Consider the following 24,727-nt stretch of genomic DNA (forward strand, 5'->3'; position numbering starts at 1 on the left):
ACAAATCCTAAGATTTAAGTTGATTTGTAATAGCATATAATGCGATACTAGTAGCTTGTACAACATTCATACTACTATTTTTTCCATACATATCTATATGTACCACTTCATTGCATTGCTTCAAAACCCCATCACTAATTCCAAAATTTTCGTTACCCACGATTAAAGCAACCGGTTTATTGTTTTCGACTTTTAAAGTTTCAAGTGGTTTACTCTCATCTGTTATTTCGAGAGCAATTAACTGATAGGATGCATAAGATTCGATTAGAGAAGCAATAGATTCATGTACTTCATAAGGCATGTACTTTTCAGTAGATCGAGAAGTTTTTGTCATGCGTCTTCCTATCGGAATGTTTTCACCACAAAAAATTAATTTTTCAATACCCATCGCATCAGCGATTCTAAATAAACTTCCAATATTTGGAGCATTAGTGACATTATCACAAATAAGCACAATAGGAAATTGTTGTTGTTTAAAATGACTGGTATAATGTGTGAGTTGCACCTATTGAAAACTTAATTTAAAAATGGATCGATGGGGTAGGTTTAATTCTCAAAGGCATATTTTACAATATTCGCACCCATTTGTAATGCTTTTTCTCTGATATCTTCAGGATCATTATGAACTTCTGGGTCTTCCCAGCCATCACCTAAGTCACTTTCAAAAGTAAATAACAATAATAATCGACCTTCATGAAAAATACCCATGGCTTGTGGTGCTTTACCATCGTGCTCATGGATTTTTGGCAAGCCATTAGGAAAATCAAAAGCAACAGAGAATATAGGATGATCTTTAGGTATTTCTAGAAGCTCTTTATTAGGAAATACTTTTTTTAGCTCTTTTGTGATATAAGGTTCCATTCCATAGTTATCATCAATGTGAAGGAAACCACCAGATAAGAGATATTTCCTTAGGTTATCAGCATCATCCTCGCTAAAGAACACATTACCATGACCTGTCATGTGTAGAAAAGGATATTGATATAGATCAATACTACCAACCTCTACGGTTTGTACGTTTTCTTTAATATTAGTGTTGATCTCGTCATTGCAAAATTTTACCAAATTTGGTAGAGCTGTAGGATTACTGTACCAATCACCACCTCCTTTGTACTTTAAAACGGCTACTTCTTGAGAGTGACCAATGGATACAATTAAACCAACAAGAACAACTAAATATTTCATATAGATTCATTAACTAAGGCTACCGTATGACAGGCTACTACTGCAGCAGTTTCGGTTCTTAATCTTGTGTTACCCAAAGTTACTGGAATAAAATTATTTTGAAGTGCCTCTTGGATTTCTTTAACACTAAAATCGCCTTCAGGACCAATTAAAATAAGACAGTCTTGATTTCCCTTTAAAATAGTTTTAAATGACTCCTTATCAGTTTCCTCGCAATGTGCAATAAACTTTTGCTTAACATCTGTTTCAGTTACGAACTTATTGAAAGGTGTCGTCTCATTTAATTTAGGCAGGTAGTACTGTAACGACTGCTTCATCGCAGACTGAATGATTTTTTCAAAACGATCGCGTTTTATCACTTTGCGTTCGCTGTTGTCACAGATTATAGGTGTTATGCTTTGTATACCAATTTCAGTTGCTTTCTCTAGAAACCACTCGTACCTATCGTTCATTTTAGTGGGTGCCACGGCCAAATGCAACTTATACGGTTTTGGTTCGTGAAATGACTTGTTAATTATTTTAATTGATGATTGTTTGTTCCCAATTTCAATTAGCTCCCCTTTAAACAACCAACCTTCACCATTTGTAATTTGAATTGTATCTCCGACCTTTTTACGCAAGACTTTTACAATATGTCTTGTTTCATCTTTATCAAAATTAAAGATGTCGTTTTTGTCATTAATATTAGGGTTGTAGAATAATTGCATTATTATGGTCTCGCTTCAGTAAATCGTAGAACAGTAATTTCTTCTATATCTTTTGTGTCATATGTTTTTAGAATAACATAATACCAGTTTTTACCTTTAATGTCTAAGGTAAAGATATCATCTACACCATGCGATTTTACAGCCATTTCAAAATCTTGGTGCATTTTGCCATCTTCAAACCACCCCAAATCACCACCGCGACTTGCATTTCTATCCATAGAATGCATTTTGGCCAAATCTTCAAAACGATAACCTTTCTTATAAAGATTAATTATACGATTGCGTTTTGCGCTGATCTCACCTTGTGATAATTTATTACCATCCAAAAAGATATAGCTTACACGGTTATGTGGTATTTTTTTCTTGTCTAGGACCTTGTAATAGGTATTATCATATTCAGACTTCACTACTTTTTTTCCACCTTTAGACAATTTAAACAAGTCTGTTGCAAGTACAGTTTTATGTTGCTCTTTATTAAAAACAATGACTTTGCCTTTAATGCCTTTGTTTTCTTTTATAAAGGATTTGGCATCTTCTGAGGTTTTTATTGAATCGAGTTCTGTTTCGAATTTTGTTTGGCCAACAAGAATTATAGGTAAAAAGAAAATGGTTATTAGAAGTCTTTTCATTGGTTAATGCATGATTGATTTGTACACAAAACAACTAAAATTAATCCTCAAAATAGGAGAATAGCTTTTTGGCTTATCAACAGATGTTTTAACAATTTATATTTTCAATCGCGCCGAGGCCATAACATCAAAATCAGAAAAGTCTTTTTCTAAATATTTAAGGTATCCTACGATAGCAATCATGGCGGCATTGTCCGTAGTGTATTCAAATTTTGGAATGTAAGTCGTCCAACCATGTTTTTGCTCAGCATTTTTAAGAGCTTCTCTAATCCCAGAATTTGCGGAAACACCACCTCCAATAGCAATATGAGTTATTCCTGTTTGCTTTACGGCTTTTTTAAGTTTATCCATTAATATGCCTACAATAGTGTATTGAATTGAGGCACAAATATCATTTAGATTGTCTTTAACAAAATCTGGATTAGCTTTAGTTTCGCGCTGTACAAAATAGAGTATGGCAGTCTTTAATCCTGAAAAACTAAAGTTTAGACCCTCTACTTTTGGTTTAGTAAATTGGTATGCTTTCGGATTTCCTAACCGTGCACGCTTATCTATTTCTGGTCCTGCAGGATAACCCAAGCCTAAAACTTTACCACTTTTGTCGTAAGCTTCTCCAACTGCATCATCTATAGTTTCGCCTAAAACTTCCATTTCAAAATAATTTGAAACCTTAACAATCTGAGTATGTCCTCCAGAAATGGTCATTGCTAAAAAAGGAAATGGTGGTTTAGAGTGCCCATCTTCTTTTATAAAATGTGCGAGGATATGGGCTTGCATATGGTTTACATCAATTAAGGGAAGATTTAATCCATAGGCTAATGATTTGGCAAAAGATGTTCCAACGAGTAAGGAACCCATTAAACCAGGTCCTCTTGTAAAAGCAATAGCACTTAATTGATCTTTTGAAATACCTGCTTTCTTTATGGCCTGGTGTACAACTGGAACAATATTTTGTTGATGTGCTCTAGAGGCCAATTCTGGAACAACACCACCATATTCTGCATGAATTTTTTGATCTGCAACAACATTACTTAAAATGGTGTCGTTACAAAGTATGGCAGCAGATGTATCATCGCACGAAGATTCAATTCCTAAGATGTAAATATTTTCGTTTTCCATAACAGAAATTAGGCACAATAATTGTTAATTTTACCGATATAATCTAAATGCACGGCCTTCAACGTATTGTAAATACAAAGGTAATTAGAATTCAATCATTATAAAGCTTTAACTCAATTAAACGCGTACTAAAAATAATAGGAAAAATAATTGGCATAATTCTGCTGTTGTTTCTTATTGTTTTTCTTATTCTGGCAATTCCTGCAGTACAAACAAAGCTTGGTAAATACGCTACCGAGACCATTAACAAAGATTTTAAAACTGATATAAATATCGGTAAGGTAGGACTTCAATTGAATGGTGATGTTGAGTTAAAAGAAATACTAATCCGTGATTATAAGAAGGACACACTCATTAGTATTGGAGAGCTCAATACATCGATAATTAGTTTTAAAAATTTATATAACAGTAAATTAAATTTCGGTGATATTGACATAGAGGACTTATTGTTTAATTTAAAAACCTATGAAGGTGAAACTGACACTAACTTGGATGTTTTTGTTGAGAGGTTTGATGATGATAACCCTAGGCAAGGTCCGAGTAAGTTCTTGTTTTCTTCTAGTGATGTATCTATTGAGAATGGTGTGTTTAAACTTACAGATGAAAACTTAGATGATCCAGAAGTATTTGTTTTTAGCGAGCTTGAAGCCAACACAACCAACTTTTTAATTAGTGGTCCTAATGTAAGTTCTAGGATCAATCAATTTAGTTTTAAGGATAGTAGGGGTATAAGGGTAGAGAATTTGATGGCCAATTTTGAGTATACACTCAATCATATGAATTTTGGAGATTTAAATATTAAAACCAAGGCCTCAGAACTTAAAGGTGACCTAAGATTTGATTACAATCGAGAAGATCTTAAAGATTTTACAGATAAAGTAAATGTAACTACAAGTTTTAAAGATTCAAAAGTATCATTAACTGAGCTCAATGTATTTTTTGATGAATTTGGTGTAAATCAAAATGCAACACTCAATGCTGATCTGAGTGGTACACTCAATAATTTAGTAGCCACAAATTTAAATATAAGTACAACTAGGAATACAAAGATTATTGGAGACATTACATTTAAGAATCTTTTTAATAATGAACCAGACACCTTTGCGTTAAACGGGAACTTTCAGAATCTAGCTTCCAATTATGACGATCTTACGGCATTATTACCAAGAATTTTAGGAAAATCTATTCCATCTATCTTCTCAAATATTGGAAACTTTAGAATAAGAGGAACATCTTACATTACAGAATCATCTGTTGATGCAAAAATAAAAATAGACACAGATTTAGGTCTTATTGATTCCGATTTAAAAATCACTGATTTTGATGATATTGATGACGCGAGTTATATTGGTAATGTCGTCTTCGATGAATTTGATATAGGTGTTTTAATTAATGACCCAGCTTTTAAGAATATTTCAGCCAATTTGGATTTAGATGGCAAGGGTTTCCGAATAGATAATCTAAGAACAGATGTTAAGGGAGAGGTTTTTAGTTTAAACTATAATAATTATAACTACAAGAATATTTCGGTATCTGGTGATTTAGGGAATAAAATTTTCAATGGTTTACTCAAAGCAGATGATCCAAATCTAAAACTAGATTTTAACGGATTAGCTGATTTTTCTCAAGAAATTAAAAACTTTGACTTTAATGCAGATGTTGAATATGCAAATCTTAAAGTACTAAACTTTGTAACTAGAGATTCTGTTTCAGAATTTAAAGGGCGTGTTAGAATGACAGCTTTAGGTTCTAGTTACGATAATGCCTCGGGTGCAATAAATATTAAAAACACTAAATATAGGAATCAAGATGGTGAATACAGGTTCGAAGATTTCGATATCATATCGACTTTCGATGATGATAAGCGAACCCTAGCAATTAATTCACCTGATATTATAAGTGGAAGAATTACTGGAAAATACAAGATTAAAGATATTCTAAAGCTGGTTGAAAATTCATTAGGAAGTATTTATACAAATTATATTCCAAACGAAGTCGAGGAAGGACAGTACCTTAATTTTAAATTTAATATTTATTCAAAGATTGCGGCTGTATTCTATAAAGATCTATATCTAGGAAAAAATACATTTATCGAAGGGAAAATTGAATCTGATGAAAGAGGTTTTGATCTAACGTTTAATTCACCCGAGATTAAATTCCAGAAATATTTTGCCAATAATATTAATCTAACGGTTGACAACAGCAATCCTATTTACAACACCTTTATTGAGGTAGATAGTTTAAGTACTGGTGTTTACGATGTATCAGACTTTACATTGATTAATGTTACTAAACGTGACACCTTACTTATAAAAACCGAATTTAAAGGTGGTACAGATAATCAAGATGATTTTAATCTCAATTTATTTTACACCATAGACGAACAGAATAAATCTGTAGTGGGCTTTAATAAATCAGATGTGATTTTTAAAGATTTTGAATGGGAGATTAACTCAGAAAAAGACACCTTAAATAAAATCCGTTTTGATCGAGATTTTAAAAACTTTGATATTTTTCCATTGAGTATTAATCAAGGAAGAGAAGAGATCTTAGTCTCAGGCTCTTTGTATGATGGTGGTAATAAGAACTTAGAAGTTGATTTTAAAAATGTTCAACTTGTGAAAATTACACCAAGAATAGATAGCTTGGCGTTAAGAGGTGTTGTAGATGGTAAAATTGATATTGAGCAAACTAATGGTGTATATCTTCCAAAATCTGATTTAGAAGTATCTGGTCTTTTTGTAAATGATTATGATTTGGGTAATCTTTATGCTAAGGTAAAAGGGAATAATTCTATTACCAATTATAGTGTAGATGTCGCTCTAGTAAATGACAATCTAAAATCTTTTGGCGCTAAAGGTTTTATAGATGTATCTGTTAATAACCCAAATATCAATTTAGATGTTGTTTTTGAAGAGTTTTTACTCGACCCACTCAATCCGTTGGGTGAAGGTGTTATAAGCAATATTAGAGGATTAGTTTCTGGTAACGCAAAAGTATCAGGTAATCTTAATAAGCCTAGTATTGATGGTGAGTTACTATTGGATAGAGCTGGTCTCTCTATTCCATACTTGAATGTTGATTACGGATTTGACTTTGATTCTAAAGTTACTTTAAGAGACCAGCAATTTATATTCAACAATGTAGCAATGACCGATTCTAAATTCTTCTCACAAGGTTACCTCAATGGGTTTATTGAGCATAATAACTTCTCAGATTGGGAATTAGGTTTAGACTTGTCTACAGATCGATTATTGGTTCTAAATACAATTGAGAAAGAAGATGCTTTGTATTATGGTGACGGATTTGTGTCTGGAAATGCGACTATAAAAGGACCAACAGATCAATTAGTCATAAAGGTTGTTGGTAGTACCGCGCCAGGAACAGTATTTAATATTCCCCTTAACGATTCAGAGAGTTTTGGTGATAATTCATTTATACACTTTTTAACACCAAAAGAAAAACAAGCACGTATTAATGGAGAGGTTGTAGAACAAATTGAAGTTAAAGGTTTAGAACTAGATTTTGATTTAAATGTCAATCAAAATGCAATAATAGAGATTGTAATTGATAAGGAAGCCGGAAGTACAATTAAAGGAAGTGGTGAAGGCGGTTTACAATTTTTAATAAATACCAACGGCACATTTAATATGTGGGGCGATTTCTCTGTTTTTGAAGGGATCTATAATTTCAAATATGGTGGATTTGTTGAGAAAAAATTTGAGGTTGAACGCGGTGGAAGTATTGTCTGGGAGGGTGATCCGATGGGTGCTGAGATTAATCTAAAAGCAATTTATAAGACCACAGCTAATCCATCAGTACTATTAGATAGTCCTATTACACAACGTATTCCTGTTGAGGTTGATATCTATTTAACTGGAGATTTAGAACAACCACAACCAGATTTTGATTTACGCTTTCCAAATGTATCGTCAACAGTAAAATCGGAGTTGGATTATAGGCTATCTTCAAAAGATGAAAGAAATAATCAGGCATTGACACTTCTAGGTACAGGAAGCTTTTCTAATGGTATACGAGGAGTGAATTTTACGGGTACAATTTCTGAGCGTCTATCGGGAATTGTAAATAATATCATTGGTGGAGATAATGATAACCTAAATGTAGGTATAGATGTGGAGTTGGGAGAGAACACACCAGAATTGCAAACAGATAATCGATTTGGTCTTACACTACAAACTCAAATTAGTGATAAGATCTTGGTAAATGGTAAACTTGGCGTACCATTTGGAAGTGCCCAGCAAACTACAATTACGGGTGACGTTCAAATCGATTGGTTATTAAATGAAGATGGTACCTTTAGGGCCAAGGTATTTAATAGGGAAAATACTATCAGAAACTTTGGTGAAGAAATTGGTTATACTCAAGGAATTGGTTTGTCCTATAATGTAGAGTTTGACACTTTTAAAGAACTCCTTCAAATTATTTTTTCTGGCAAAAATCGCAAAGACAAACAAAAGGTCATAGAACAAGAAAAAGAGGACGAAAACGACGATTCTTTTATGCCAGAATATATGTCTATGAAGAAAAAAAAGACCAAGTCTAAGTCCTAATTCTGCTTATTTTTTGAGGTTTATAAAAATACTTATCAACGAAAACGTTTGAATTGTTTTGCACGCGTTTTTTTTATGATAATAGTCACTTTATTGTTTGTATTCTTTATTAATTTTACTGGAAATTAAATTAAAAAAATGCTACATACCATTAAAAAAGTAGGGGTAATGACCTCGGGAGGAGACTCTCCAGGAATGAATGCAGCAATTAGATCTGTTGTGCGAACATGTGCATTTCATAACATTGAATGTTTCGGAATTTATCGTGGCTACGAAGGCATGATAGATGGTGATTTTGTGAAAATGGATGCACGGAGTGTAAAGGGTATCATCAATAAAGGTGGAACTATTTTAAAGTCTGCGAGATCTAAAGAATTTAGAACTAAAGAAGGTCGAAAAAAAGCATACGATCAATTAACTAAAGCTGGTATCGATGCTTTTGTTGTTATTGGAGGAGATGGTAGCTTTACAGGTGCAATGGTATTTAATCAAGAATATGATTTTCCGGTTATGGGTATTCCTGGTACTATTGACAATGATATTTTTGGTACAACCCATACTTTAGGGTATGATACAGCTTTAAACACGGTTGTTGAGGTTATTGATAAAATTAGAGATACTGCAAGTTCACATAACAGATTGTTTTTTATTGAGGTTATGGGACGAGATGTAGGTCATATTGCTTTAAATGTTGGTGTTGGTGCAGGTGCTGAGGAGATCTTAATACCAGAAGAAGATTTAGGATTAGATCGCTTGGTAGAATCCTTAAGAAGAAGTAAACAATCTGGTAAATCATCGAGTATAGTTGTGGTTGCCGAAGGTGATAAAACAGGTAAGAACGTATTTGAATTGAAGGACTATGTTGATGAAAACATGTCTGAATATGAAGTACGTGTGTCTGTACTTGGGCACATGCAACGAGGTGGTTCACCATCTTGTTTTGATAGAGTACTTGCAAGTAGAATGGGTGTAAAAGCCGTAGAGAGTTTAATCGTAGGTAAAAGTAATTACATGGTAGGGCTTAAAAACGATATCATGGAACTTACACCATTTGATCAAGCAGTAAAAGGAAAATCTAAAATTAATGTGGAGCTCCTTCGAGTTTCTGATATAATGACAATATAAATTAAGAACACAAAAATTAAAACGATAGGAAAATGTCAAACTTAAAGTTAGGAATAAACGGATTTGGTAGAATTGGTAGAATAGTTTTTAGAGCAACTGTAAAACGCGATGACGTTGATGTTGTAGCTATTAACGATTTGTTGGATGTAGAGCATCTTGCATATTTATTAAAATATGATTCAGTTCATGGAAACTTCGATGGTACTGTTGAAGTAAATGATGGACATCTAGTTGTAGATGGAAAAACAGTAAGAGTCACAGCAGAAAGAGACCCAAAAAATCTTAAATGGGATGAGGCTGGAGTAGATGTTGTTGCGGAGTGTACAGGTATCTTTACAACACTAGAGACTGCAGATTATCACATTCAGGCTGGTGCAAAGAAAGTAGTTATTTCTGCACCAAGTAAAGATGCACCAATGTACGTTATGGGTGTAAATGATGACGAGTTAACTGCAGATCAAAATATCGTATCAAACGCGTCTTGTACTACAAACTGTTTAGCTCCAATTGCTAAGGTTGTTGATGATAATTTTGGCTTAGAAGAAGCTCTAATGACAACAATTCATGCGAGTACTGCGACACAATTAACGGTAGATGGACCATCTCGTAAAAATTATAGATTAGGACGTTCTGCTTTATTAAATATTATTCCTTCAACAACAGGAGCAGCGAAAGCTGTAGGTAAAGTAATTCCAAAATTAAATGGAAAATTAACTGGTATGGCTTTTAGAGTTCCAACTGCGGATGTATCAGTTGTAGACTTAACTGTAAAAACTAAAACAGCTACTTCGTTAGATGAAATTAAGAAGGCATTTAAAGCAGCTTCAGAAGGTGCAATGAATGGTGTTTTAGGATATACTGAAGATGCAGTAGTGTCACAAGACTTTGTAAGTGATGTTCGTACCAGTATTTTTGATGCTGATTCGTGTATAGAATTAAACCCACAATTCTTCAAGTTAGTATCTTGGTATGATAACGAGTTTGGATACTCAAACAAATTAGTAGATTTAGCTCAGAAAGTTAACAGTTTATAAAAATTATAAGGTTTCGTAGGGATTATATAATCGATTTCTACGAAACTTTTTAAGTTTTGGCCATATGATACTAATAACCGATGGCGGTTCTACAAAATGCGACTGGATTGTTATTGACAATACAGGCAAACGGTTAGCCGAAAAAATCAGAACTAAGGGTTTAAACCCTGCAATTCTCTCGGAAAAAAAAGTAACTAAAATCATTAATAAAAGTGCTGATTTAATGGCACTAAAAGATGATGTTACACATGTTTTTTTTTATGGAGCAGGTTGTGGTACTGAGAAACCGAGGTTAATGCTAACGCATGTCCTAAAATTAATTTTCTTAAAAGCGCATGTTGAAGTTCGTGAGGATACAATGGCCGCTGTTAGAGCTACAATTAATTCTAATGACGAACGAGCAGTGGTATGTATTATGGGCACTGGTTCAAATTGTAGTTATTTTGATGGTATTAATTTACATCAACGTGTATTAAGTTTAGGTTATACCTTAATGGACGACGCTAGTGGTAACTATTATGGCAAAGAGTTAATTCGCGATTACTACTTTAATAAAATGCCAGAAACTATCAAATTGGCGTTTGAGCATAAATATGAATTAGAAGCTGACTTTATAAAATACAATTTATATAAGCAACCCAATCCTAATGCATATTTAGCCAATTTTGCAGAATTTATGTTCCTTAATAAAGACTCGGCTTATATTAAAGAGTTAATCAAAAAAGGTATACGACGCTTTACAGAGCATATGATTCTTCAATTTAAACCTGAATTAGATGAAGGTGCTCCTGTACATTTTGCGGGATCTATTGCTTTCTTTTCACAAGAAGAAATCCATGAGGTGGCTGAAGAATATGGCTTTAAAGTTGGTAATTTTGTAAGAAGACCTATTGATGGATTAGTAGATTATCATGTAAAGAATCTATAAATTTTTACACTGAATAATCCTGTTAATAAATCTGATTTTTGTTGTTGTAAAACTTATATTTTGGTTTTATCTTTGTGGCATCAAAATTAAAAATGAAACGCAATTATGTTCGAATTTGATCAATATTTAGGATTTTTAGCTTTCTTAACTATATTAACAATAGGTTTCTGGTTAATGATATTCCTTTTAACCTTTGTAATTCCTTACTGGTTATTTGGAGCAAGCATTGAGCGTTTCAAAGAAATAAGAGAAGAAAGAAAAGCAAAAAGAGCAGGTACTGCTTAATAATTCAAAATAAAACTATACAAAGGCGCATTATGCGCCTTTTTTTATTTCTTAAGTTTAAATTTTAATCAAAGTCTTTATTATTAATTCTCCACTGTTCGTTTTAATCTCAACTTTATATTGACCTGGTTTCAGTATATTAAGGAAAATAGGTTTATTAAACTTATTTATAGATAAAACCTTAATTCCTTCTGAATCATAAAGATCAACTTGTTTACATTGTTCGACTAGTTCCTTAATTGATAAGCCTTTATTGTCATCATAGACTATATGATTAGACTTTGGATTATTTTTTAATATAGAGTAATTTGGTTCTTCTGTATAGGAACTTATCGTAGATAAATCAGCTAAAAAAATACTGATCAGTACAGCAGTAAATGCGGTACCTTTTACAAAAAGTTTCATAATATCTGTAGGTTAAGACGCTCAGAATATAGTAACAAGTAGCTAAATACACTATAAAAATTATTAAATATTCGCCAAATCACATACATAAGTAAGAAAAAACATATAAAACGTTAGGAGCTAAACATTTAAATGCGCACCTTGAATCTTAATTGATACTACTGTTTTTGTAATAATTACTTATATATTTAAGCTTTCAATTATTATCAATAATTCTTTACCATGAGATTTCTTCAACTACTAGTTTTTGTTTTTAGTGTGTCAATCTATAGTCAACAAATTTTACCAGAACGACAACGTGCTGAAGTAGTGGATGCTATTCTAAAGGATAGATTTGATAATCTTTTACCAGATTTAATGGATAAGGCTGGTATAGATATGTGGGTCTTAATATCAAGGGAATACAATGAAGACCCTGTATTAAAGACTATGTTGCCAGCAACTTGGCTCAATGCTAGGCGTCGTACCATATTGGTTTTTTATCGTAATAAGGCGAACAATACCATAGAAAAACTCGCTGTAGCACGTTATAATTTTGGTGAAAATATTATCTCTACTTGGGATAAAGAAAAGGAACCAAATCAGTGGAAACGGCTAATGCAAATTATTGAAGAACGTAATCCTAAAACCATAGGACTCAATTATTCAGATTACTTCAATATATGTGATGGTATCGTAAAAACAGATTATGAAGCTTTCATGGCAAATCTTCCAAATCAGTTTAAGCCTAATGTAGTTTCTGCAGAAAAATTGGCGATTAGTTGGATTGAAACCCGAACAGAAAAAGAAATGGTTATTTACAATCAATTGGTTGATATAACACACGATATTATCGCAGAAGCATTTTCAGAAAAGGTTATTACGCCAGGAATTACAACTACGACTGATGTAGAGTGGTGGATGCGTGACAAGATTACGGCACTTGGATTAAAGACATGGTTTCATCCAACAGTAGATGTACAAAGAACCGCAGAAGAATTAGGCAATCATTTATATGCCTTCTCAAATAGACCTGATAATATGGTCATTTTGCCGGGAGATTTGGTGCACTGTGATATAGGAATAAGCTATCTAAGGTTAAATACAGATTGTCAGGAATTAGCCTATGTTTTAAAACCAAATGAAACAGAACCACCCAAATTCTTGCGAGATGCCTTGAAAGATGGTAATCGAGTACAGGATATTTTCACGAGTAATTTTAAAACTGGAAAAACAGGTAATGAAATTTTATTAGAGTCACTTAGTGCGGGAAAGGCAGAAGGTCTTAGACCGGCTATATATACGCATCCTTTGGGTACTTATGGGCATAGTTCTGGTACAACTTTGGGAATGTGGGATTCTCAAGGAGGTGTCCCTGTAAATGGTGACTATCCATTACAAGAAAATACTGTTTATGCCATTGAGCTTAATACAACGGTAACTATACCAGAATGGAAACGCGATATTAGAATAATGCTCGAAGAAGCTGGGTTTTGGGGACCAAATGGTTTCCGTTACGTAAACGGCAGACAAACTAAGCTATTAACGATTCCTAGAGTAAAAGATCATCAAGGGAATTAAACCTGAAGCACCCCTAAGTTAAATGGCTTTTCGATAGGAGCGTGGTTAGCGGCCTCGATACCCATACTAATCCATTTCCTAGTATCTAATGGATCTATTACAGCATCTGTCCAAAGTCTTGCCGCAGCATAATAGGGTGAGACTTGTTTATCATATCGCGACTTTATTTTATTGAAAAGTTCCTCTTCTTTTTCTTTAGTGATTTTTTCACCTTTCTTTTTTAAAGAAGCGGTTTCTATCTGTAAAAGAACTTTGGCTGCAGATTTACCACTCATTACAGCTAATTCAGCACTAGGCCATGCAAAAATAAGCCTTGGGTCATAGGCTTTACCGCACATAGCATAGTTTCCTGCACCATAGCTGTTTCCAATTACAACCGTAAATTTTGGTACAACGGAATTGCTTACCGCATTTACCATCTTTGCACCATCCTTAATGATACCACCATGTTCGGACTTACTACCAACCATAAACCCTGTTACATCTTGTAAAAAGACGAGTGGAATTTTCTTTTGGTTACAATTTGCAATAAATCGTGTAGCCTTATCTGCAGAATCATTATAGATCACTCCACCAAACTGCATTTCACTCGGTTTAGTTTTAGCGCCTGTAGTTTTAACAATTTGTCTTTGGTTTGCTATAATACCAACTGCCCATCCATCAATGCGAGCATAAGCCGTTATAATGGTCTTTCCATAACCTTCTTTATACTCTTCAAATTCTGAATTATCAACTAACCGCTTTATGATCTCTTTCATATTATATTGGTCAGCTCTACTGTTTGGTAATATGCCGTAGATGTCTTCTTGATTCTCCTTAGGTTTTAATGCCTTTATTCGATTAAAGCCTGCTTTATCATAATCACCTATCTTATCTACAATATTCTTAATAGTATCTAGTGCATCCTTATCATCCTTGGCCTTATAATCGGTCACTCCAGATATTTCACAATGTGTTGTGGCTCCTCCTAGAGTTTCATTATCAATACTTTCTCCAATAGCTGCTTTTACTAAATAACTTCCTGCAAGAAAAATACTTCCCGTTTTATCAACGATTAATGCTTCATCACTCATTATTGGTAGATAGGCACCACCAGCAACGCAACTACCCATAACAGCAGCAATCTGAGTAATACCCATGCTACTCATTACAGCATTGTTTCTAAATATACGGCCAAAGTGTTCTTTATCTGGAAATATCTCATCTTGCATAGGTAAGAAAACACCAGCGCTATCTACTAAATATATAATAGGTAAACGATTTTCTATTGCCAATTCCTGGGCACGCAAATTCTTTTTGCCTGTAATTGGAAACCATGCTCCAGCTTTTACCGTAGCATCGTTAGCAACAACTATACACTGTTTTCCTTTTACATATCCAATTTTAACAACAACACCACCAGATGGACAACCACCATACTCTGGGTACATATCTTCTCCTGCAAAGGCACCAATTTCAATAGATTTACTCCCTGTGTCCAATAAATAATCGATACGTTCTCTGGCAGTAAGTTTGCCTTTTCCATGATGCTTTTTAATGCTTTTTGCACCACCTCCTAATTTAACTTTTGCAAGTCTAGATTTAAGATCAGAGACAAGTAATTTATTGTGGTCTTCGTTTTTGTTGAATTTAATATCCATTAATAGTGTTTTGTCTGCCACGAATTTACGAAACATAAGTCTGAATGTTAAAGCTATTTTCTAAATGAAACGTTAAATATTAATTACATGGAAATATATTCCTTGGAAAATAAAATAATTATATCTAAGTTTGTACTGTAATTAAAATTATAAGTCATGAACATATTAAATATTAACTCTAGTAGTAACAGACAGAATTCAATTTCAACGTCTTATGCAGAGAAATTGATTAATCGCATAAAAGAGGTAGAATCAGTTGTAAACGTTAAGGAAAGACATACCACGTATTCAGATTTACCATTTCTAAATGAAGAGATGTTAGCCTCACTTTTTGTAAAAGGTGAACGTACAGCCGAACAAGAAGAAGCTTTAAAGACATCACAACAGTTAGTTGATGAAATTTTAGATGCTGACACTATTATTATATCAGCACCTATTTATAATTTTTCTGTTCCAGCATCCTTAAAGGCTTATTTTGATCTTATTGCAAGGGCAGGCTTAACATTTCAGTATACTGAAAATGGACCAGTTGGTTTATTAAATGGAAAGAAAGCCTATGTTATAGTAAGTAGTGGAGGAACAGAGATTGATAGTGATATTGATTTTGCCGGACGATACATTAAACATTTTCTAGGCTTTATAGGTATTTCGGATATCGAAATGATTAAATTAGATCAGTTAATGTTTAGTGCAGAAGAAAAGCAACAGAAAGCGAACCATTTAATAGAAGAGTTACAAATAGCATAATTGATTAAGATGAAAAAAATAATAGCATTTGCAGGCAGTATAAGCAGTAACTCAATTAATAAACAATTGGCCATTTATGCTTCAGGTTTAGTAAAAGATGTCAAAGTCAAAGTGCTAGATCTTAATAATTATGAAATGCCTCTATATAGTGTTGATCGCGAAAATGCATCAGGGCAACCTCAAGAGGCCATAGATTTTGTAAATGAAATAAGAGATGCAGATGGTATTATCCTCTCTCTTGCGGAGTATAATGGTGCTTATACTGGTGCTTTTAAAAACGTTTTTGATTGGGCATCTCGCGTAGAACAAAAAACGTTCTTGGGTAAACCTATGCTATTAATGGCAACATCACCAGGAGGAAGAGGCGGTCAGTCTGTACTAGATATGGCTTCTGATCGATTCCCGAGACATGATGCTAATATTGTTGGTAAATTTTCGCTACCATCCTTCCATAGTAATTTTAGCAATGGTGCTATAAGTAATGATGATTTAAATAATGATTTATTAGAAGAGGTTAGACAATTTGAAGAAAGTCTTTAATCATGGAAATACAGCAACAAGAAGACGGTAAAAAAGGGGAGTTCTATCTTGAAATAGATGGAATTAAGCAAGCAAGTATGACATATAGTTATGCTGGTGATGATAAAATTATTATAGACCATACCGAAGTCGATGAGTCTTTAAAGGGTCAAGGAGTTGGCTATAAATTAGTTGAAGCATCTGTAGATTTTGCACGAGAAAAAGGTCTCAAAATTATGCCTCTTTGCCCATTTGCAAATGCGGTATTTAATAAAAAGAGTACCTATAACGACGTAAGATTTTAATATGGGAGATTTAGCCAAGGATATAAATTCGACGTTTCCTAATAACCGCGTAAAAGCATTGTTAAATATCATTTACACGGCAAATTGGATTACAAGTTGTCAAAATGAGTTCTTTAAGGAGTTCGGTATTTCACCACAACAATATAATATATTGAGAATATTGCGAGGAGCAGGAGAACCACTAAAGGTTCAGACCATTAAGGATAGAATGTTAGAACGGTCACCAAATGCCACACGTTTAATGGATAAGCTTTGTGCTAAAAATTACATTGAAAGGTTGCCATCTGAACACGACAGACGTGTGGTAAAAATTGTAATTACAAAAGAAGGAATGAATCTTTTAGATTCTATCCCTAATAACTTAAATAAGGATTTACTTAAAAACCTTTCTGAAGAAGATGGAAAGCTTTTAAGTGATCTATTAGATAAAATGCGATAAGCATTTTTTTAACCTAATATTTTCCATGGAAAATATTGTAATGAAAGAAAATGAAATGAAAACAAATAGTATAAAAAGAGTAGGACGTAGTGATTTTGTAAATATGGGACCAATTCGATTGCGTCAACCATTACCAACTCAAAATATTGATATGATTGATCCATTCATATTACTCCATCACTATGGACCTTATGAAATAAGTGAGCGTAGCAATCCTTTTGATTTAGGACCACATCCGCATCGCGGATTTGAACCAGTGACGTTCTTGGTTCAAGGAGAGCAATTACATCGCGATTCCTTGGGTAATGAAAGTGTAGTAAAAGCTGGTGATGTACAATGGACCACTGCAGGAAGAGGTATTGTGCATGCTGAAGCGCCTACAAAGGCATTTGTAAAGAAAGGTGGCACTATTGAAGGTATTCAGTTATGGTTAAACCTACCTTCCGATAAAAAAATGATACAGGCCAATTACCAACATATAAAAAGTGAGGATTTTGACATAAAATCTTCAGAAGATGGTAAGGTAATAACAAAGATAATAGCAGGTCATTTAAATGAAGTAAAGGGTAAAATTAAAACACAAACTTCAGTTAATGCCTTTATGATTGAAGCCAAAAAAGGCGGGAAAGAGACAATTAAATTTTCCGATTCGCATCAGGCTATGTTATACTTATTAAAAGGAAATGTACTAGTGAATGGGACTGATGAACTCGAGTTAAATTCAAATCAGCTTATTGAGTTTAATTCAGATGGTGAAGGATTTACTATCGAGGCAAAGGAAGATAGTTTATTACTATTTCTTTCGGGAGAACCATTTAAGGAAGAAGTTGCAACATATGGGCCTTATGTGATGAACACACAAACTGAGCTTTTAGAAGCAATGCGAGACTATCAAATGGGTAAAATGGGCTTTCTTCCTGTTAGTTAGATAAATGATAATTCAAATAAATAACAATTCAAATAAATAAAACTATGAAAACTATAATTCACAAATCAGATTCAAGAGGTTATGCAGATCATGGCTGGTTAAAATCACATCATACCTTTAGTTTCGCAGGATATCAAAATCCTGAGCGTATGAACTTTGGGATGTTACGTGTGCTTAATGATGATGTTGTACAACCAAAAATGGGTTTTGGCACTCACCCACACCAAAACATGGAGATTATTTCTATTCCCTTAAAGGGTGCATTGTCTCATAAGGATAGTATGGGAAATAAGCGGGCAATTGAGGTTGGTGAGGTACAGGTTATGAGTGCTGGTACTGGTTTAACGCATTCTGAATTTAATGATAGCAAAACAGATGAAGTTAATTTTCTTCAATTATGGATCATTCCAGAAGAAATGAGTGTAAAACCAAATTATGAGCAACGTAAATTTTCAGACGATGGTAGATTAAATCAACTTCAGACCGTTGTTGCACCAAAGGATAAGCTAGAGGGAGAGGCCTTGCCAATAAGTCAGCAAGCTTATATCTACAGAAGTTCATTGGAAGCAAATAAGGATTTAAAATTAAATCCTAAGTCAGATAATCACGGACTGTATGTATTTGTAGCAGAAGGTGAAGTGGAAGTTGCGGGAACTCATTTAACGAAACGCGACGCAATTGGGATTTCAGATGCAGAATCGATAGATATTAAGTCAACAGAGGATTCTGACCTTATAGTAATTGAAGTTCCTATGGCTTAAAACTTTTAAATACTAATTCAAATGCATCCTGCAAAGGATGCTTTTTTCTTTTTATTCCCGATATTTGTGATTCAACTAACTAACCAATATTAAATTTTCAAATTATGGCAATGAATAAAAACACTGTTCTAGCTTGGGCGACAATCCTCATGATAATAATGGGTGTTGTGCTCATACTTATGGGAGCGTATAGATATGATGATGTAGCGGGATGGGGATTTGCAACCGTTGGTATCGGTTTTTTTGCAATAGCATGGGTGTTTAATGCATTAAAAGGACGCGTTTAATTATGAGTGACGATAAGAAAGTTATATTCTCAATGTCTGGTATTACCAAGACATTTCAATCAGCAAATACACCAGTTCTAAAAAATATATATCTAAGTTTTTTCTATGGCGCCAAAATTGGTATTCTTGGTTTAAACGGCTCTGGTAAGTCTACTTTATTAAAGATAATTGCAGGAGTTGATAAAAACTACCAAGGTGATGTTGTTTTTTCACCAGGTTATTCTGTTGGCTACTTAGAACAAGAACCACAGTTAGATCATGACAAAACAGTCTTAGAGGTTGTAAAAGAAGGCGTTTCTGAGATTGTAGCAGTTTTGGATGAATATAATAGCATTAATGACCAATTTGGTTTAGAAGAGGTATACAGTGATCCTGATAAGATGGAAAAGCTGATGAATCGTCAGGCTGAATTACAAGATCAAATAGATGCTTCTAATGCTTGGGAATTAGATACCAAATTAGAAATTGCGATGGATGCCTTGCGTACGCCAGAAGGTGATAAAAAAATTGGTGTACTATCTGGAGGTGAGCGTCGTCGTGTCGCCTTATGCAGATTATTGCTTAAAGAACCAGACGTATTACTTTTAGATGAGCCAACCAACCACTTAGATGCAGAATCTGTACATTGGTTAGAGCATCACCTTGCTCAATATAAAGGAACAGTAATCGCTGTTACTCACGATAGATATTTCTTAGATAATGTTGCGGGTTGGATTTTAGAGTTAGATAGAGGTGAAGGTATACCATGGAAGGGAAATTACTCGTCTTGGTTAGACCAAAAATCAAAACGCTTAGCTCAAGAAAACAAGTCTGCGTCTAAGCGACAGAAAACTTTAGAACGTGAGCTCGAGTGGGTGCGTCAAGGAGCAAAAGGGAGACAAACCAAACAAAAAGCACGTCTTAAGAATTACGATAAGCTATTAAGCCAGGACCAAAAACAGCTCGATGAAAAACTTGAAATCTACATACCTAATGGTCCTAGATTAGGAACCAATGTTATTGAAGCCACTGGTGTTGCCAAGGCTTACGGTGACAAGTTATTATATGATGATCTCAATTTTAATCTGCCACAAGCAGGTATTGTAGGTATCATTGGTCCAAATGGTGCAGGGAAGACCACAATCTTTAGAATGATAATGGGAGAGGAATCACCAGATAAAGGAGAATTTATTGTTGGTGATACATCAAAGATTGCCTACGTTGATCAAAGTCATTCTAATATTGACCCAGAAAAAACGATCTGGCAGAATTTTTCGGATGAACAAGAGTTGATAATGATGGGTAATCGTCAAGTTAATTCTAGGGCTTATTTAAGCCGATTCAATTTTTCTGGTAGTGAGCAAAATAAAAAGGTAAAACTTCTTTCTGGCGGAGAGCGTAACCGTTTGCATTTAGCAATGACCCTAAAAGAAGAAGGTAATGTATTGCTTTTAGATGAACCTACTAATGATCTTGATGTCAATACTTTAAGAGCTCTTGAAGAAGGTTTAGAAAACTTTGCAGGTTGTGCAGTTGTTATCTCGCACGATAGATGGTTTTTAGATCGAATTTGTACACATATACTTGCTTTTGAGGGCGACTCACAAGTTTATTTCTTTGAAGGTGGTTTCAGTGAATATGAAGAAAATAAAAAGAAACGTCTTGGAGGTGATATTATGCCTAAACGTATTAAGTATAAAAAGTTAATCAGATAATATTGATTAAAGAAATCCGAATATAAAAAAAGCTCGTTATTAAACGAGCTTTTCTATTTATTGGTCGCTGTAAAGATGACCGCCAGTGAAGTCTTTATAACTTTCGTCGACATCTTTAAATGCGTTAGTTTCCATTAATTTCCTATTCTCAGCCTTAAGCCTGTACATTTTTACAATAGCAATTAAAATAAACACAATGAATATGGTGGCTACGGCAATTAGAATCATAGTAAGCTGAGTGGTTGTCACTACTAAAGCCTTTGAAAGTAGGTTTATATACATGGTTAATTAATAATAGATTTGGACTAAAACTGACGCTAAGATATAAAAAAAGCTATTTGTAAACCACTAATTATGAATTAATTTCGGTTTTTAATTAACAATTTTACCGATTAAATGTGAATAAACATCGTTGAATAGCACTAAATTCGGGCAAAATGCAGTATTTGCTAACTTATCAACAAATCAAAATTTAACATTTAATTTCAGTACCATTTTAACAGTTTTACCTCAATATTGGCATCTTTTTCATTAACTATGGATTTAAATTTTGCAATATCACTCAATCCATTTGTTCCACGGTAATGATAAGGATATACGGTTGTTGGTTTAAAGTCCAATACCGCACTTGCCGCACTTTCTACAGGCATGGTGTAAGGCAGATTCATACATACAAGTGCTTTATCAATATCTTCAAGATTACGCATCTCTGGAATATCTTCAGTATCTCCAGATATATAAACACGCTGATCTTCAAGCGTTAATATGTAACCATTTCCTCTTCCTTTCTCGTGAAACTTTAAGGCCTCTTCTCTGAGATTATACATGGGTACGGCTTCAATATTGACTGTATTTCCTTCAAAAGATGCACCATTTGGTAAGGTAACAACTTTAGGTGCGATAGTAGAGGGAATTTTATCGGTAACGGCCTTTGGCCCAATAAGGGTTGCATTAGATAAACCTAAACTCTCTAATGTGCTTTTACTCAGGTGGTCACCGTGAATATCTGTGATTAAAACATAATCGGGAGCTTTTTGTCCCTTAAAAGCTTCTTTACCACCAGTGGGATCCACATAAATAGTAACATCTTTAGTTTCGACAACTAAAGTGCCATGTTTAATGGGTTTTATCAAAACTGGGTCAGTTTGAACTGCTTCATGCGTTGTGTTTTCTGTGAGTTGTTTTGATTTGGATTCTGAACAGTTGATTAAAAGTGACACAGTAAGTATCAAAATGGGTAATCTCAAAATTTTCATAGGGTTAGTTTTTTATAAAGATATTAAACTGTTTGCGTCCAGTAAAAAGGTGTAACATTTTAATAACATTTACTACTTATTATTTACAGCATAAAATTTTTATTCTCTTATAAAATTACCGAAATTGCTTATCAATTATTGTTCAACTAAATAACACTACATAATATGTCTGATGATTTTGATTTATTAGAAACAAATTCCAATGAAAAAACAGAAAAGGTTGATGTAAACTGGGGAAAGGCCATTGACCAAATGAAATCTAAGCTAGCTCAAGAAGACGATCCAGAAAGTCGTCAGAAAATATTAAATGCTACTCTAGACTCAGTTGTTGATATGGCCGAAAAGGACAGATCGACTTTATTGGATGCTATAAAAGATTTAACGGACTATCAAGACGAAGTAGGTATTATGTTTGAAGGCTTTTCGGCACTCAATGCTGAGGAGCAGAAAGTTATTGATGATGCTGTAAAACGATTGGAGCGTGCTAAGGTAGAGTTAGAGGATGCTCAAAACAAACCTGATACATGGTGGAATAATCTTTGGGGAAGAAAGAGTAAAATAAAAAGAGCTGAAGATGAATTAAACAGTGCACAAAAAGAGCGTGATGCCGCAGATAACAAAGCAAAGGCTATGTTTCAACAACGTATCGAAACAGCAGACGTACAAACACTATTAAATGAATTGTCATTTAAAAGTACTGCTGCAATAAAGCGTTTAAAGGATAGAGAGCTCGAAATCAAAGAGGTTGAGGAGAGTTTAAAAACTGCCATAATTGAAGCGAGTAATAATCATACTAAAGCATTAGAAAAGAAGAAGGAAGTTGAAGCAAGGTTAGAAGAGCAGTACGCCTTATTAAAGCAGGCTAGACAAGCCTTAGAGGAAGTTGCTGATAAGCAATCAACCGAGTATTCTGAGGCTTTAGAGAAGGTAACTCAATTAGAACAAAAGGTTGAAGAATTAGAAGGCTTAAAGAATGCCTACACAACCTTAGCTGCATCTAAAGATAGTTTTGTACACAAGCATAATCTTACCATAAAGGTATTAACCTCTTTAAGAAGTAATCTTCAAACTCACAGAGCCAAGTTAAAAAGTGATACTGATGAGCGTCTAAAATATTATGATGGTTATGTAGTTGCACTTAAGGCACGTACAGACCAAGAATTCGCTGCAATATTAGAGCACTTAGGTGTCAAAACAGATGAGCATATTGGTGAAACTCTTGCTGCAATGCATTCAGCAAGTGCTAAAGCACGTCAGGAAATGATGGATAATATTCCGGTTCATGAGAAAGTGATGCAAGGTGTTTATGGAAGTTATGCTGAAGCTCTTAAAGATATCAGAGCTAAGGATGAGGCCATCCAAAAGAATTTTGCAGACCGTTATGGTATCGACATGAAAGAAATATTTGAGGAATATTATAAAGCCGATCCTAATGCGCCAGCAGATGGAGGAGAGCCAGAAGGTGAGGCTAAGCCAGAAAATAACGATGACGACCTATTAGGATAGTGTTTGACAAGCTTCTTAAGCTTTCAGATACCAAATTGAATGATTGAAGATGATCGTAACGCCTTTAGACTCCGCAGAATTAGACTCTAAGGAACAGTATGTATTTTATCATAAGTTAATAGATTTCTGTTTAAAGGAGCTGATTGTTGCAGTGCAACAAAAGCAACTACTAGATAAGACTGAGGTACTACTTTTTAAGCAATATTCTGATTTATTGCTCTATTCTATCGAAGCCATGCGTGTGAAATACATGTATGATGACGAAGACAACATGAAGGTTGATTTAACGGATTCTAGTTTTCCTAATTATCTTGAGTTTAGGTATTTATTTAATGATCTAGAATTACGTGAGGAGTTTTTAAGTAGGCTTACGAATATTGAAGATTTAAAGGAAGAGTTTTTAGACACCTTAATGCGAAAGAAACAGCTGGTGTCAAAACGTAAACTATTTCAGGCCTCTTCAATAGTTTATTATTCATCAGCAAAGAAAGAGTATATCTTTAATCGTTTTGTACAAGGAAAGATACTAGGTGTTTCAGATTCTAAAGTTGCGGAACATTTAGTGAGTTGGAGTTTTTATGATGTTACACACAATAGGCCATTTATATGTTACATGTATTTTAATTATGATGGCCGAAATGTGCAAGATTACAAGAGTGAGATTTATAACGTCTTAAAGAATACGTCCGATCGGGAAATGGCTCTAGACACCATGGCATATGCAATAGACAAACGTTTACCAAAAGTATTACCAAAACTTGTAAAACGCATTGATCTTGGACCAATTCACAATGTATTTGCCAAAGACGAAAATGATATAACGCATGCTATTCTTACTGGTATATCTAAAAAGACCATACCGTTAGAATCTTATGCTATTTCGTTTAAAATCGATGAAATAGAGTCTAAGAGTGAATTTAAAGAGGGTAGTTTTTTTAATAAACAGACCTTTCAAAAATGGGATACAATTTTTAGACAACGCTATGTGTTTGCGCCACATAGAATTATACAATTGTTACATAACAAAACTCCAGAAGTAATGAATAAACTGGCTGAGGCACCAATTCAAATTTCGGAGTTAATCATGAAAAAATAAA

The 24,727-nt window shown here is 34.0% G+C and carries 25 protein-coding genes; 16 read left to right on the forward strand and 9 right to left on the reverse strand.

The window, feature by feature from the left end; all coding sequences use genetic code 11:
• Positions 1–7 precede the first annotated feature (7 nt).
• From ACRHOC_RS05760 to tsaD, 5 genes are all read right to left on the reverse strand, one after another.
• The gene (locus ACRHOC_RS05760; protein ID WP_431157636.1) at positions 8–505 is read right to left on the reverse strand and encodes a TrmH family RNA methyltransferase; all 498 of its coding nucleotides are present in this window, start codon (positions 503–505) and stop codon (positions 8–10) included.
• A 41-nt stretch (positions 506–546) separates the two neighbouring features.
• Positions 547–1,185, reverse strand: coding sequence for a DUF4159 domain-containing protein (locus ACRHOC_RS05765; protein ID WP_431157637.1), 639 nt, complete (start codon positions 1,183–1,185; stop codon positions 547–549).
• On the reverse strand, positions 1,182–1,892 hold the full coding sequence (locus ACRHOC_RS05770) for a 16S rRNA (uracil(1498)-N(3))-methyltransferase (RefSeq protein WP_431157638.1): 711 nt from the start codon (positions 1,890–1,892) through the stop codon (positions 1,182–1,184). Before ACRHOC_RS05770 ends, ACRHOC_RS05765 begins: the two co-directional genes overlap by 4 nt.
• A gap of 2 nt (positions 1,893–1,894) precedes the next feature.
• Positions 1,895–2,521: a peptidylprolyl isomerase gene (locus tag ACRHOC_RS05775; RefSeq protein WP_431157639.1), complete on the reverse strand. Its 627-nt coding sequence runs from the start codon at positions 2,519–2,521 to the stop codon at positions 1,895–1,897.
• Between the two features lie 96 nt (positions 2,522–2,617).
• Entirely contained in the window at positions 2,618–3,640 is a 1,023-nt protein-coding gene (gene tsaD, locus ACRHOC_RS05780) for a tRNA (adenosine(37)-N6)-threonylcarbamoyltransferase complex transferase subunit TsaD (RefSeq protein WP_431157640.1), read from the reverse strand.
• A gap of 167 nt (positions 3,641–3,807) precedes the next feature.
• Here tsaD and ACRHOC_RS05785 point away from each other — a divergent pair, with 167 nt between their 5' ends.
• The 5 genes from ACRHOC_RS05785 to ACRHOC_RS05805 all read left to right on the forward strand — a co-directional run bounded on the left by ACRHOC_RS05785 (position 3,808) and on the right by ACRHOC_RS05805 (position 11,583).
• On the forward strand, positions 3,808–8,211 hold the full coding sequence (locus tag ACRHOC_RS05785) for a translocation/assembly module TamB domain-containing protein (RefSeq protein ID WP_431157641.1): 4,404 nt from the start codon (positions 3,808–3,810) through the stop codon (positions 8,209–8,211).
• 138 nt (positions 8,212–8,349) lie between these two features.
• Entirely contained in the window at positions 8,350–9,336 is a 987-nt protein-coding gene (gene pfkA / locus ACRHOC_RS05790) for a 6-phosphofructokinase (RefSeq protein WP_431157642.1), read from the forward strand.
• 32 nt (positions 9,337–9,368) lie between these two features.
• Positions 9,369–10,370: a type I glyceraldehyde-3-phosphate dehydrogenase gene (gene gap / locus ACRHOC_RS05795; protein ID WP_431157643.1), complete on the forward strand. Its 1,002-nt coding sequence runs from the start codon at positions 9,369–9,371 to the stop codon at positions 10,368–10,370.
• A gap of 64 nt (positions 10,371–10,434) precedes the next feature.
• Positions 10,435–11,298 (forward strand): N-acetylglucosamine kinase, encoded by an 864-nt coding sequence (locus ACRHOC_RS05800; protein WP_431157644.1) that lies wholly within the window; start codon positions 10,435–10,437, stop codon positions 11,296–11,298.
• A 105-nt stretch (positions 11,299–11,403) separates the two neighbouring features.
• Positions 11,404–11,583, forward strand: a complete 180-nt coding sequence (locus tag ACRHOC_RS05805; protein WP_431157645.1) for a hypothetical protein — start codon at positions 11,404–11,406, stop codon at positions 11,581–11,583.
• A 57-nt stretch (positions 11,584–11,640) separates the two neighbouring features.
• On the opposite strand, the gene ACRHOC_RS05810 is transcribed toward ACRHOC_RS05805, so the two are convergent.
• Positions 11,641–11,988: a hypothetical protein gene (locus tag ACRHOC_RS05810; RefSeq protein WP_431157646.1), complete on the reverse strand. Its 348-nt coding sequence runs from the start codon at positions 11,986–11,988 to the stop codon at positions 11,641–11,643.
• A 222-nt stretch (positions 11,989–12,210) separates the two neighbouring features.
• Between ACRHOC_RS05810 and ACRHOC_RS05815 the strand changes: the two genes are divergently transcribed.
• Entirely contained in the window at positions 12,211–13,548 is a 1,338-nt protein-coding gene (locus ACRHOC_RS05815) for a M24 family metallopeptidase (RefSeq protein WP_431157647.1), read from the forward strand.
• On the opposite strand, the gene ACRHOC_RS05820 is transcribed toward ACRHOC_RS05815, so the two are convergent.
• On the reverse strand, positions 13,545–15,188 hold the full coding sequence (locus ACRHOC_RS05820) for an acyl-CoA carboxylase subunit beta (RefSeq protein WP_431157956.1): 1,644 nt from the start codon (positions 15,186–15,188) through the stop codon (positions 13,545–13,547). The two genes, ACRHOC_RS05815 and ACRHOC_RS05820, sit on opposite strands and share 4 nt — an antisense overlap.
• Before the next feature lie 156 nt (positions 15,189–15,344).
• Here ACRHOC_RS05820 and ACRHOC_RS05825 point away from each other — a divergent pair, with 156 nt between their 5' ends.
• The 8 genes from ACRHOC_RS05825 to ettA all read left to right on the forward strand — a co-directional run bounded on the left by ACRHOC_RS05825 (position 15,345) and on the right by ettA (position 20,868).
• Positions 15,345–15,935: an FMN-dependent NADH-azoreductase gene (locus ACRHOC_RS05825; protein ID WP_431157648.1), complete on the forward strand. Its 591-nt coding sequence runs from the start codon at positions 15,345–15,347 to the stop codon at positions 15,933–15,935.
• Between the two features lie 9 nt (positions 15,936–15,944).
• Positions 15,945–16,475, forward strand: a complete 531-nt coding sequence (locus ACRHOC_RS05830) for an NADPH-dependent FMN reductase (protein ID WP_431157649.1) — start codon at positions 15,945–15,947, stop codon at positions 16,473–16,475.
• A 2-nt stretch (positions 16,476–16,477) separates the two neighbouring features.
• Positions 16,478–16,759 (forward strand): GNAT family N-acetyltransferase, encoded by a 282-nt coding sequence (locus tag ACRHOC_RS05835; RefSeq protein WP_431157650.1) that lies wholly within the window; start codon positions 16,478–16,480, stop codon positions 16,757–16,759.
• Between the two features lies 1 nt (position 16,760).
• Positions 16,761–17,198 carry a MarR family winged helix-turn-helix transcriptional regulator gene (locus tag ACRHOC_RS05840; protein ID WP_431157651.1) on the forward strand — a complete coding sequence of 146 codons (438 nt, stop codon included), beginning with the start codon at positions 16,761–16,763 and terminating at the stop codon, positions 17,196–17,198.
• Positions 17,199–17,223: 25 nt separating this feature from the next.
• Positions 17,224–18,126 (forward strand): pirin family protein, encoded by a 903-nt coding sequence (locus ACRHOC_RS05845; RefSeq protein WP_431157652.1) that lies wholly within the window; start codon positions 17,224–17,226, stop codon positions 18,124–18,126.
• 44 nt (positions 18,127–18,170) lie between these two features.
• Positions 18,171–18,887, forward strand: coding sequence for a pirin family protein (locus ACRHOC_RS05850; protein WP_431157653.1), 717 nt, complete (start codon positions 18,171–18,173; stop codon positions 18,885–18,887).
• A gap of 104 nt (positions 18,888–18,991) precedes the next feature.
• Entirely contained in the window at positions 18,992–19,174 is a 183-nt protein-coding gene (locus tag ACRHOC_RS05855) for a CAL67264 family membrane protein (RefSeq protein ID WP_042243884.1), read from the forward strand.
• 2 nt (positions 19,175–19,176) lie between these two features.
• Entirely contained in the window at positions 19,177–20,868 is a 1,692-nt protein-coding gene (ettA, locus tag ACRHOC_RS05860; protein WP_431157654.1) for an energy-dependent translational throttle protein EttA, read from the forward strand.
• Between the two features lie 57 nt (positions 20,869–20,925).
• Here the strand turns inward: ettA and ACRHOC_RS05865 are convergent, their stop codons facing one another.
• Positions 20,926–21,150 (reverse strand): hypothetical protein, encoded by a 225-nt coding sequence (locus tag ACRHOC_RS05865; protein ID WP_431157655.1) that lies wholly within the window; start codon positions 21,148–21,150, stop codon positions 20,926–20,928.
• A gap of 203 nt (positions 21,151–21,353) precedes the next feature.
• Entirely contained in the window at positions 21,354–22,124 is a 771-nt protein-coding gene (locus tag ACRHOC_RS05870) for an MBL fold metallo-hydrolase (RefSeq protein ID WP_431157656.1), read from the reverse strand.
• Between the two features lie 165 nt (positions 22,125–22,289).
• On the opposite strand from ACRHOC_RS05870, the gene ACRHOC_RS05875 reads away from it, so the two are divergent.
• Together ACRHOC_RS05875 and ACRHOC_RS05880 are read left to right on the forward strand one after the other, a co-directional pair.
• Complete coding sequence (locus ACRHOC_RS05875; RefSeq protein ID WP_431157657.1) at positions 22,290–23,630, forward strand: microtubule-binding protein; 1,341 nt, start codon at positions 22,290–22,292, stop codon at positions 23,628–23,630.
• Positions 23,631–23,679: 49 nt separating this feature from the next.
• Positions 23,680–24,726, forward strand: coding sequence for a hypothetical protein (locus tag ACRHOC_RS05880; RefSeq protein ID WP_431157957.1), 1,047 nt, complete (start codon positions 23,680–23,682; stop codon positions 24,724–24,726).
• Position 24,727: the final 1 nt, after the last annotated feature.

It is taken from the genome of Winogradskyella poriferorum (genome assembly GCF_050618035.1).
GTDB classification, from domain to species: domain Bacteria; phylum Bacteroidota; class Bacteroidia; order Flavobacteriales; family Flavobacteriaceae; genus Winogradskyella; species Winogradskyella poriferorum_A.

Bases quoted from the DNA above. Each gene is read 5' to 3' on its own strand.
- ACRHOC_RS05765 (WP_431157637.1), bottom strand. From the start codon at position 1,185: ATGAAATATTTAGTTGTTCTTGTTGGTTTAATTGTATCCATTGGTCAC.
- ACRHOC_RS05770 (WP_431157638.1), bottom strand. From the start codon at position 1,892: ATGCAATTATTCTACAACCCTAATATTAATGACAAAAACGACATCTTT.
- ACRHOC_RS05775 (WP_431157639.1), bottom strand. From the start codon at position 2,521: ATGAAAAGACTTCTAATAACCATTTTCTTTTTACCTATAATTCTTGTT.
- tsaD (WP_431157640.1), bottom strand. From the start codon at position 3,640: ATGGAAAACGAAAATATTTACATCTTAGGAATTGAATCTTCGTGCGAT.
- pfkA (WP_431157642.1), top strand. From the start codon at position 8,350: ATGCTACATACCATTAAAAAAGTAGGGGTAATGACCTCGGGAGGAGAC.
- gap (WP_431157643.1), top strand. From the start codon at position 9,369: ATGTCAAACTTAAAGTTAGGAATAAACGGATTTGGTAGAATTGGTAGA.
- ACRHOC_RS05800 (WP_431157644.1), top strand. From the start codon at position 10,435: ATGATACTAATAACCGATGGCGGTTCTACAAAATGCGACTGGATTGTT.
- ACRHOC_RS05805 (WP_431157645.1), top strand. From the start codon at position 11,404: ATGTTCGAATTTGATCAATATTTAGGATTTTTAGCTTTCTTAACTATA.
- ACRHOC_RS05810 (WP_431157646.1), bottom strand. From the start codon at position 11,988: ATGAAACTTTTTGTAAAAGGTACCGCATTTACTGCTGTACTGATCAGT.
- ACRHOC_RS05815 (WP_431157647.1), top strand. From the start codon at position 12,211: ATGAGATTTCTTCAACTACTAGTTTTTGTTTTTAGTGTGTCAATCTAT.
- ACRHOC_RS05820 (WP_431157956.1), bottom strand. From the start codon at position 15,188: ATGGATATTAAATTCAACAAAAACGAAGACCACAATAAATTACTTGTC.
- ACRHOC_RS05825 (WP_431157648.1), top strand. From the start codon at position 15,345: ATGAACATATTAAATATTAACTCTAGTAGTAACAGACAGAATTCAATT.
- ACRHOC_RS05830 (WP_431157649.1), top strand. From the start codon at position 15,945: ATGAAAAAAATAATAGCATTTGCAGGCAGTATAAGCAGTAACTCAATT.
- ACRHOC_RS05835 (WP_431157650.1), top strand. From the start codon at position 16,478: ATGGAAATACAGCAACAAGAAGACGGTAAAAAAGGGGAGTTCTATCTT.
- ACRHOC_RS05840 (WP_431157651.1), top strand. From the start codon at position 16,761: ATGGGAGATTTAGCCAAGGATATAAATTCGACGTTTCCTAATAACCGC.
- ACRHOC_RS05845 (WP_431157652.1), top strand. From the start codon at position 17,224: ATGGAAAATATTGTAATGAAAGAAAATGAAATGAAAACAAATAGTATA.
- ACRHOC_RS05850 (WP_431157653.1), top strand. From the start codon at position 18,171: ATGAAAACTATAATTCACAAATCAGATTCAAGAGGTTATGCAGATCAT.
- ACRHOC_RS05855 (WP_042243884.1), top strand. From the start codon at position 18,992: ATGGCAATGAATAAAAACACTGTTCTAGCTTGGGCGACAATCCTCATG.
- ettA (WP_431157654.1), top strand. From the start codon at position 19,177: ATGAGTGACGATAAGAAAGTTATATTCTCAATGTCTGGTATTACCAAG.
- ACRHOC_RS05865 (WP_431157655.1), bottom strand. From the start codon at position 21,150: ATGTATATAAACCTACTTTCAAAGGCTTTAGTAGTGACAACCACTCAG.
- ACRHOC_RS05870 (WP_431157656.1), bottom strand. From the start codon at position 22,124: ATGAAAATTTTGAGATTACCCATTTTGATACTTACTGTGTCACTTTTA.
- ACRHOC_RS05875 (WP_431157657.1), top strand. From the start codon at position 22,290: ATGTCTGATGATTTTGATTTATTAGAAACAAATTCCAATGAAAAAACA.
- ACRHOC_RS05880 (WP_431157957.1), top strand. From the start codon at position 23,680: ATGATCGTAACGCCTTTAGACTCCGCAGAATTAGACTCTAAGGAACAG.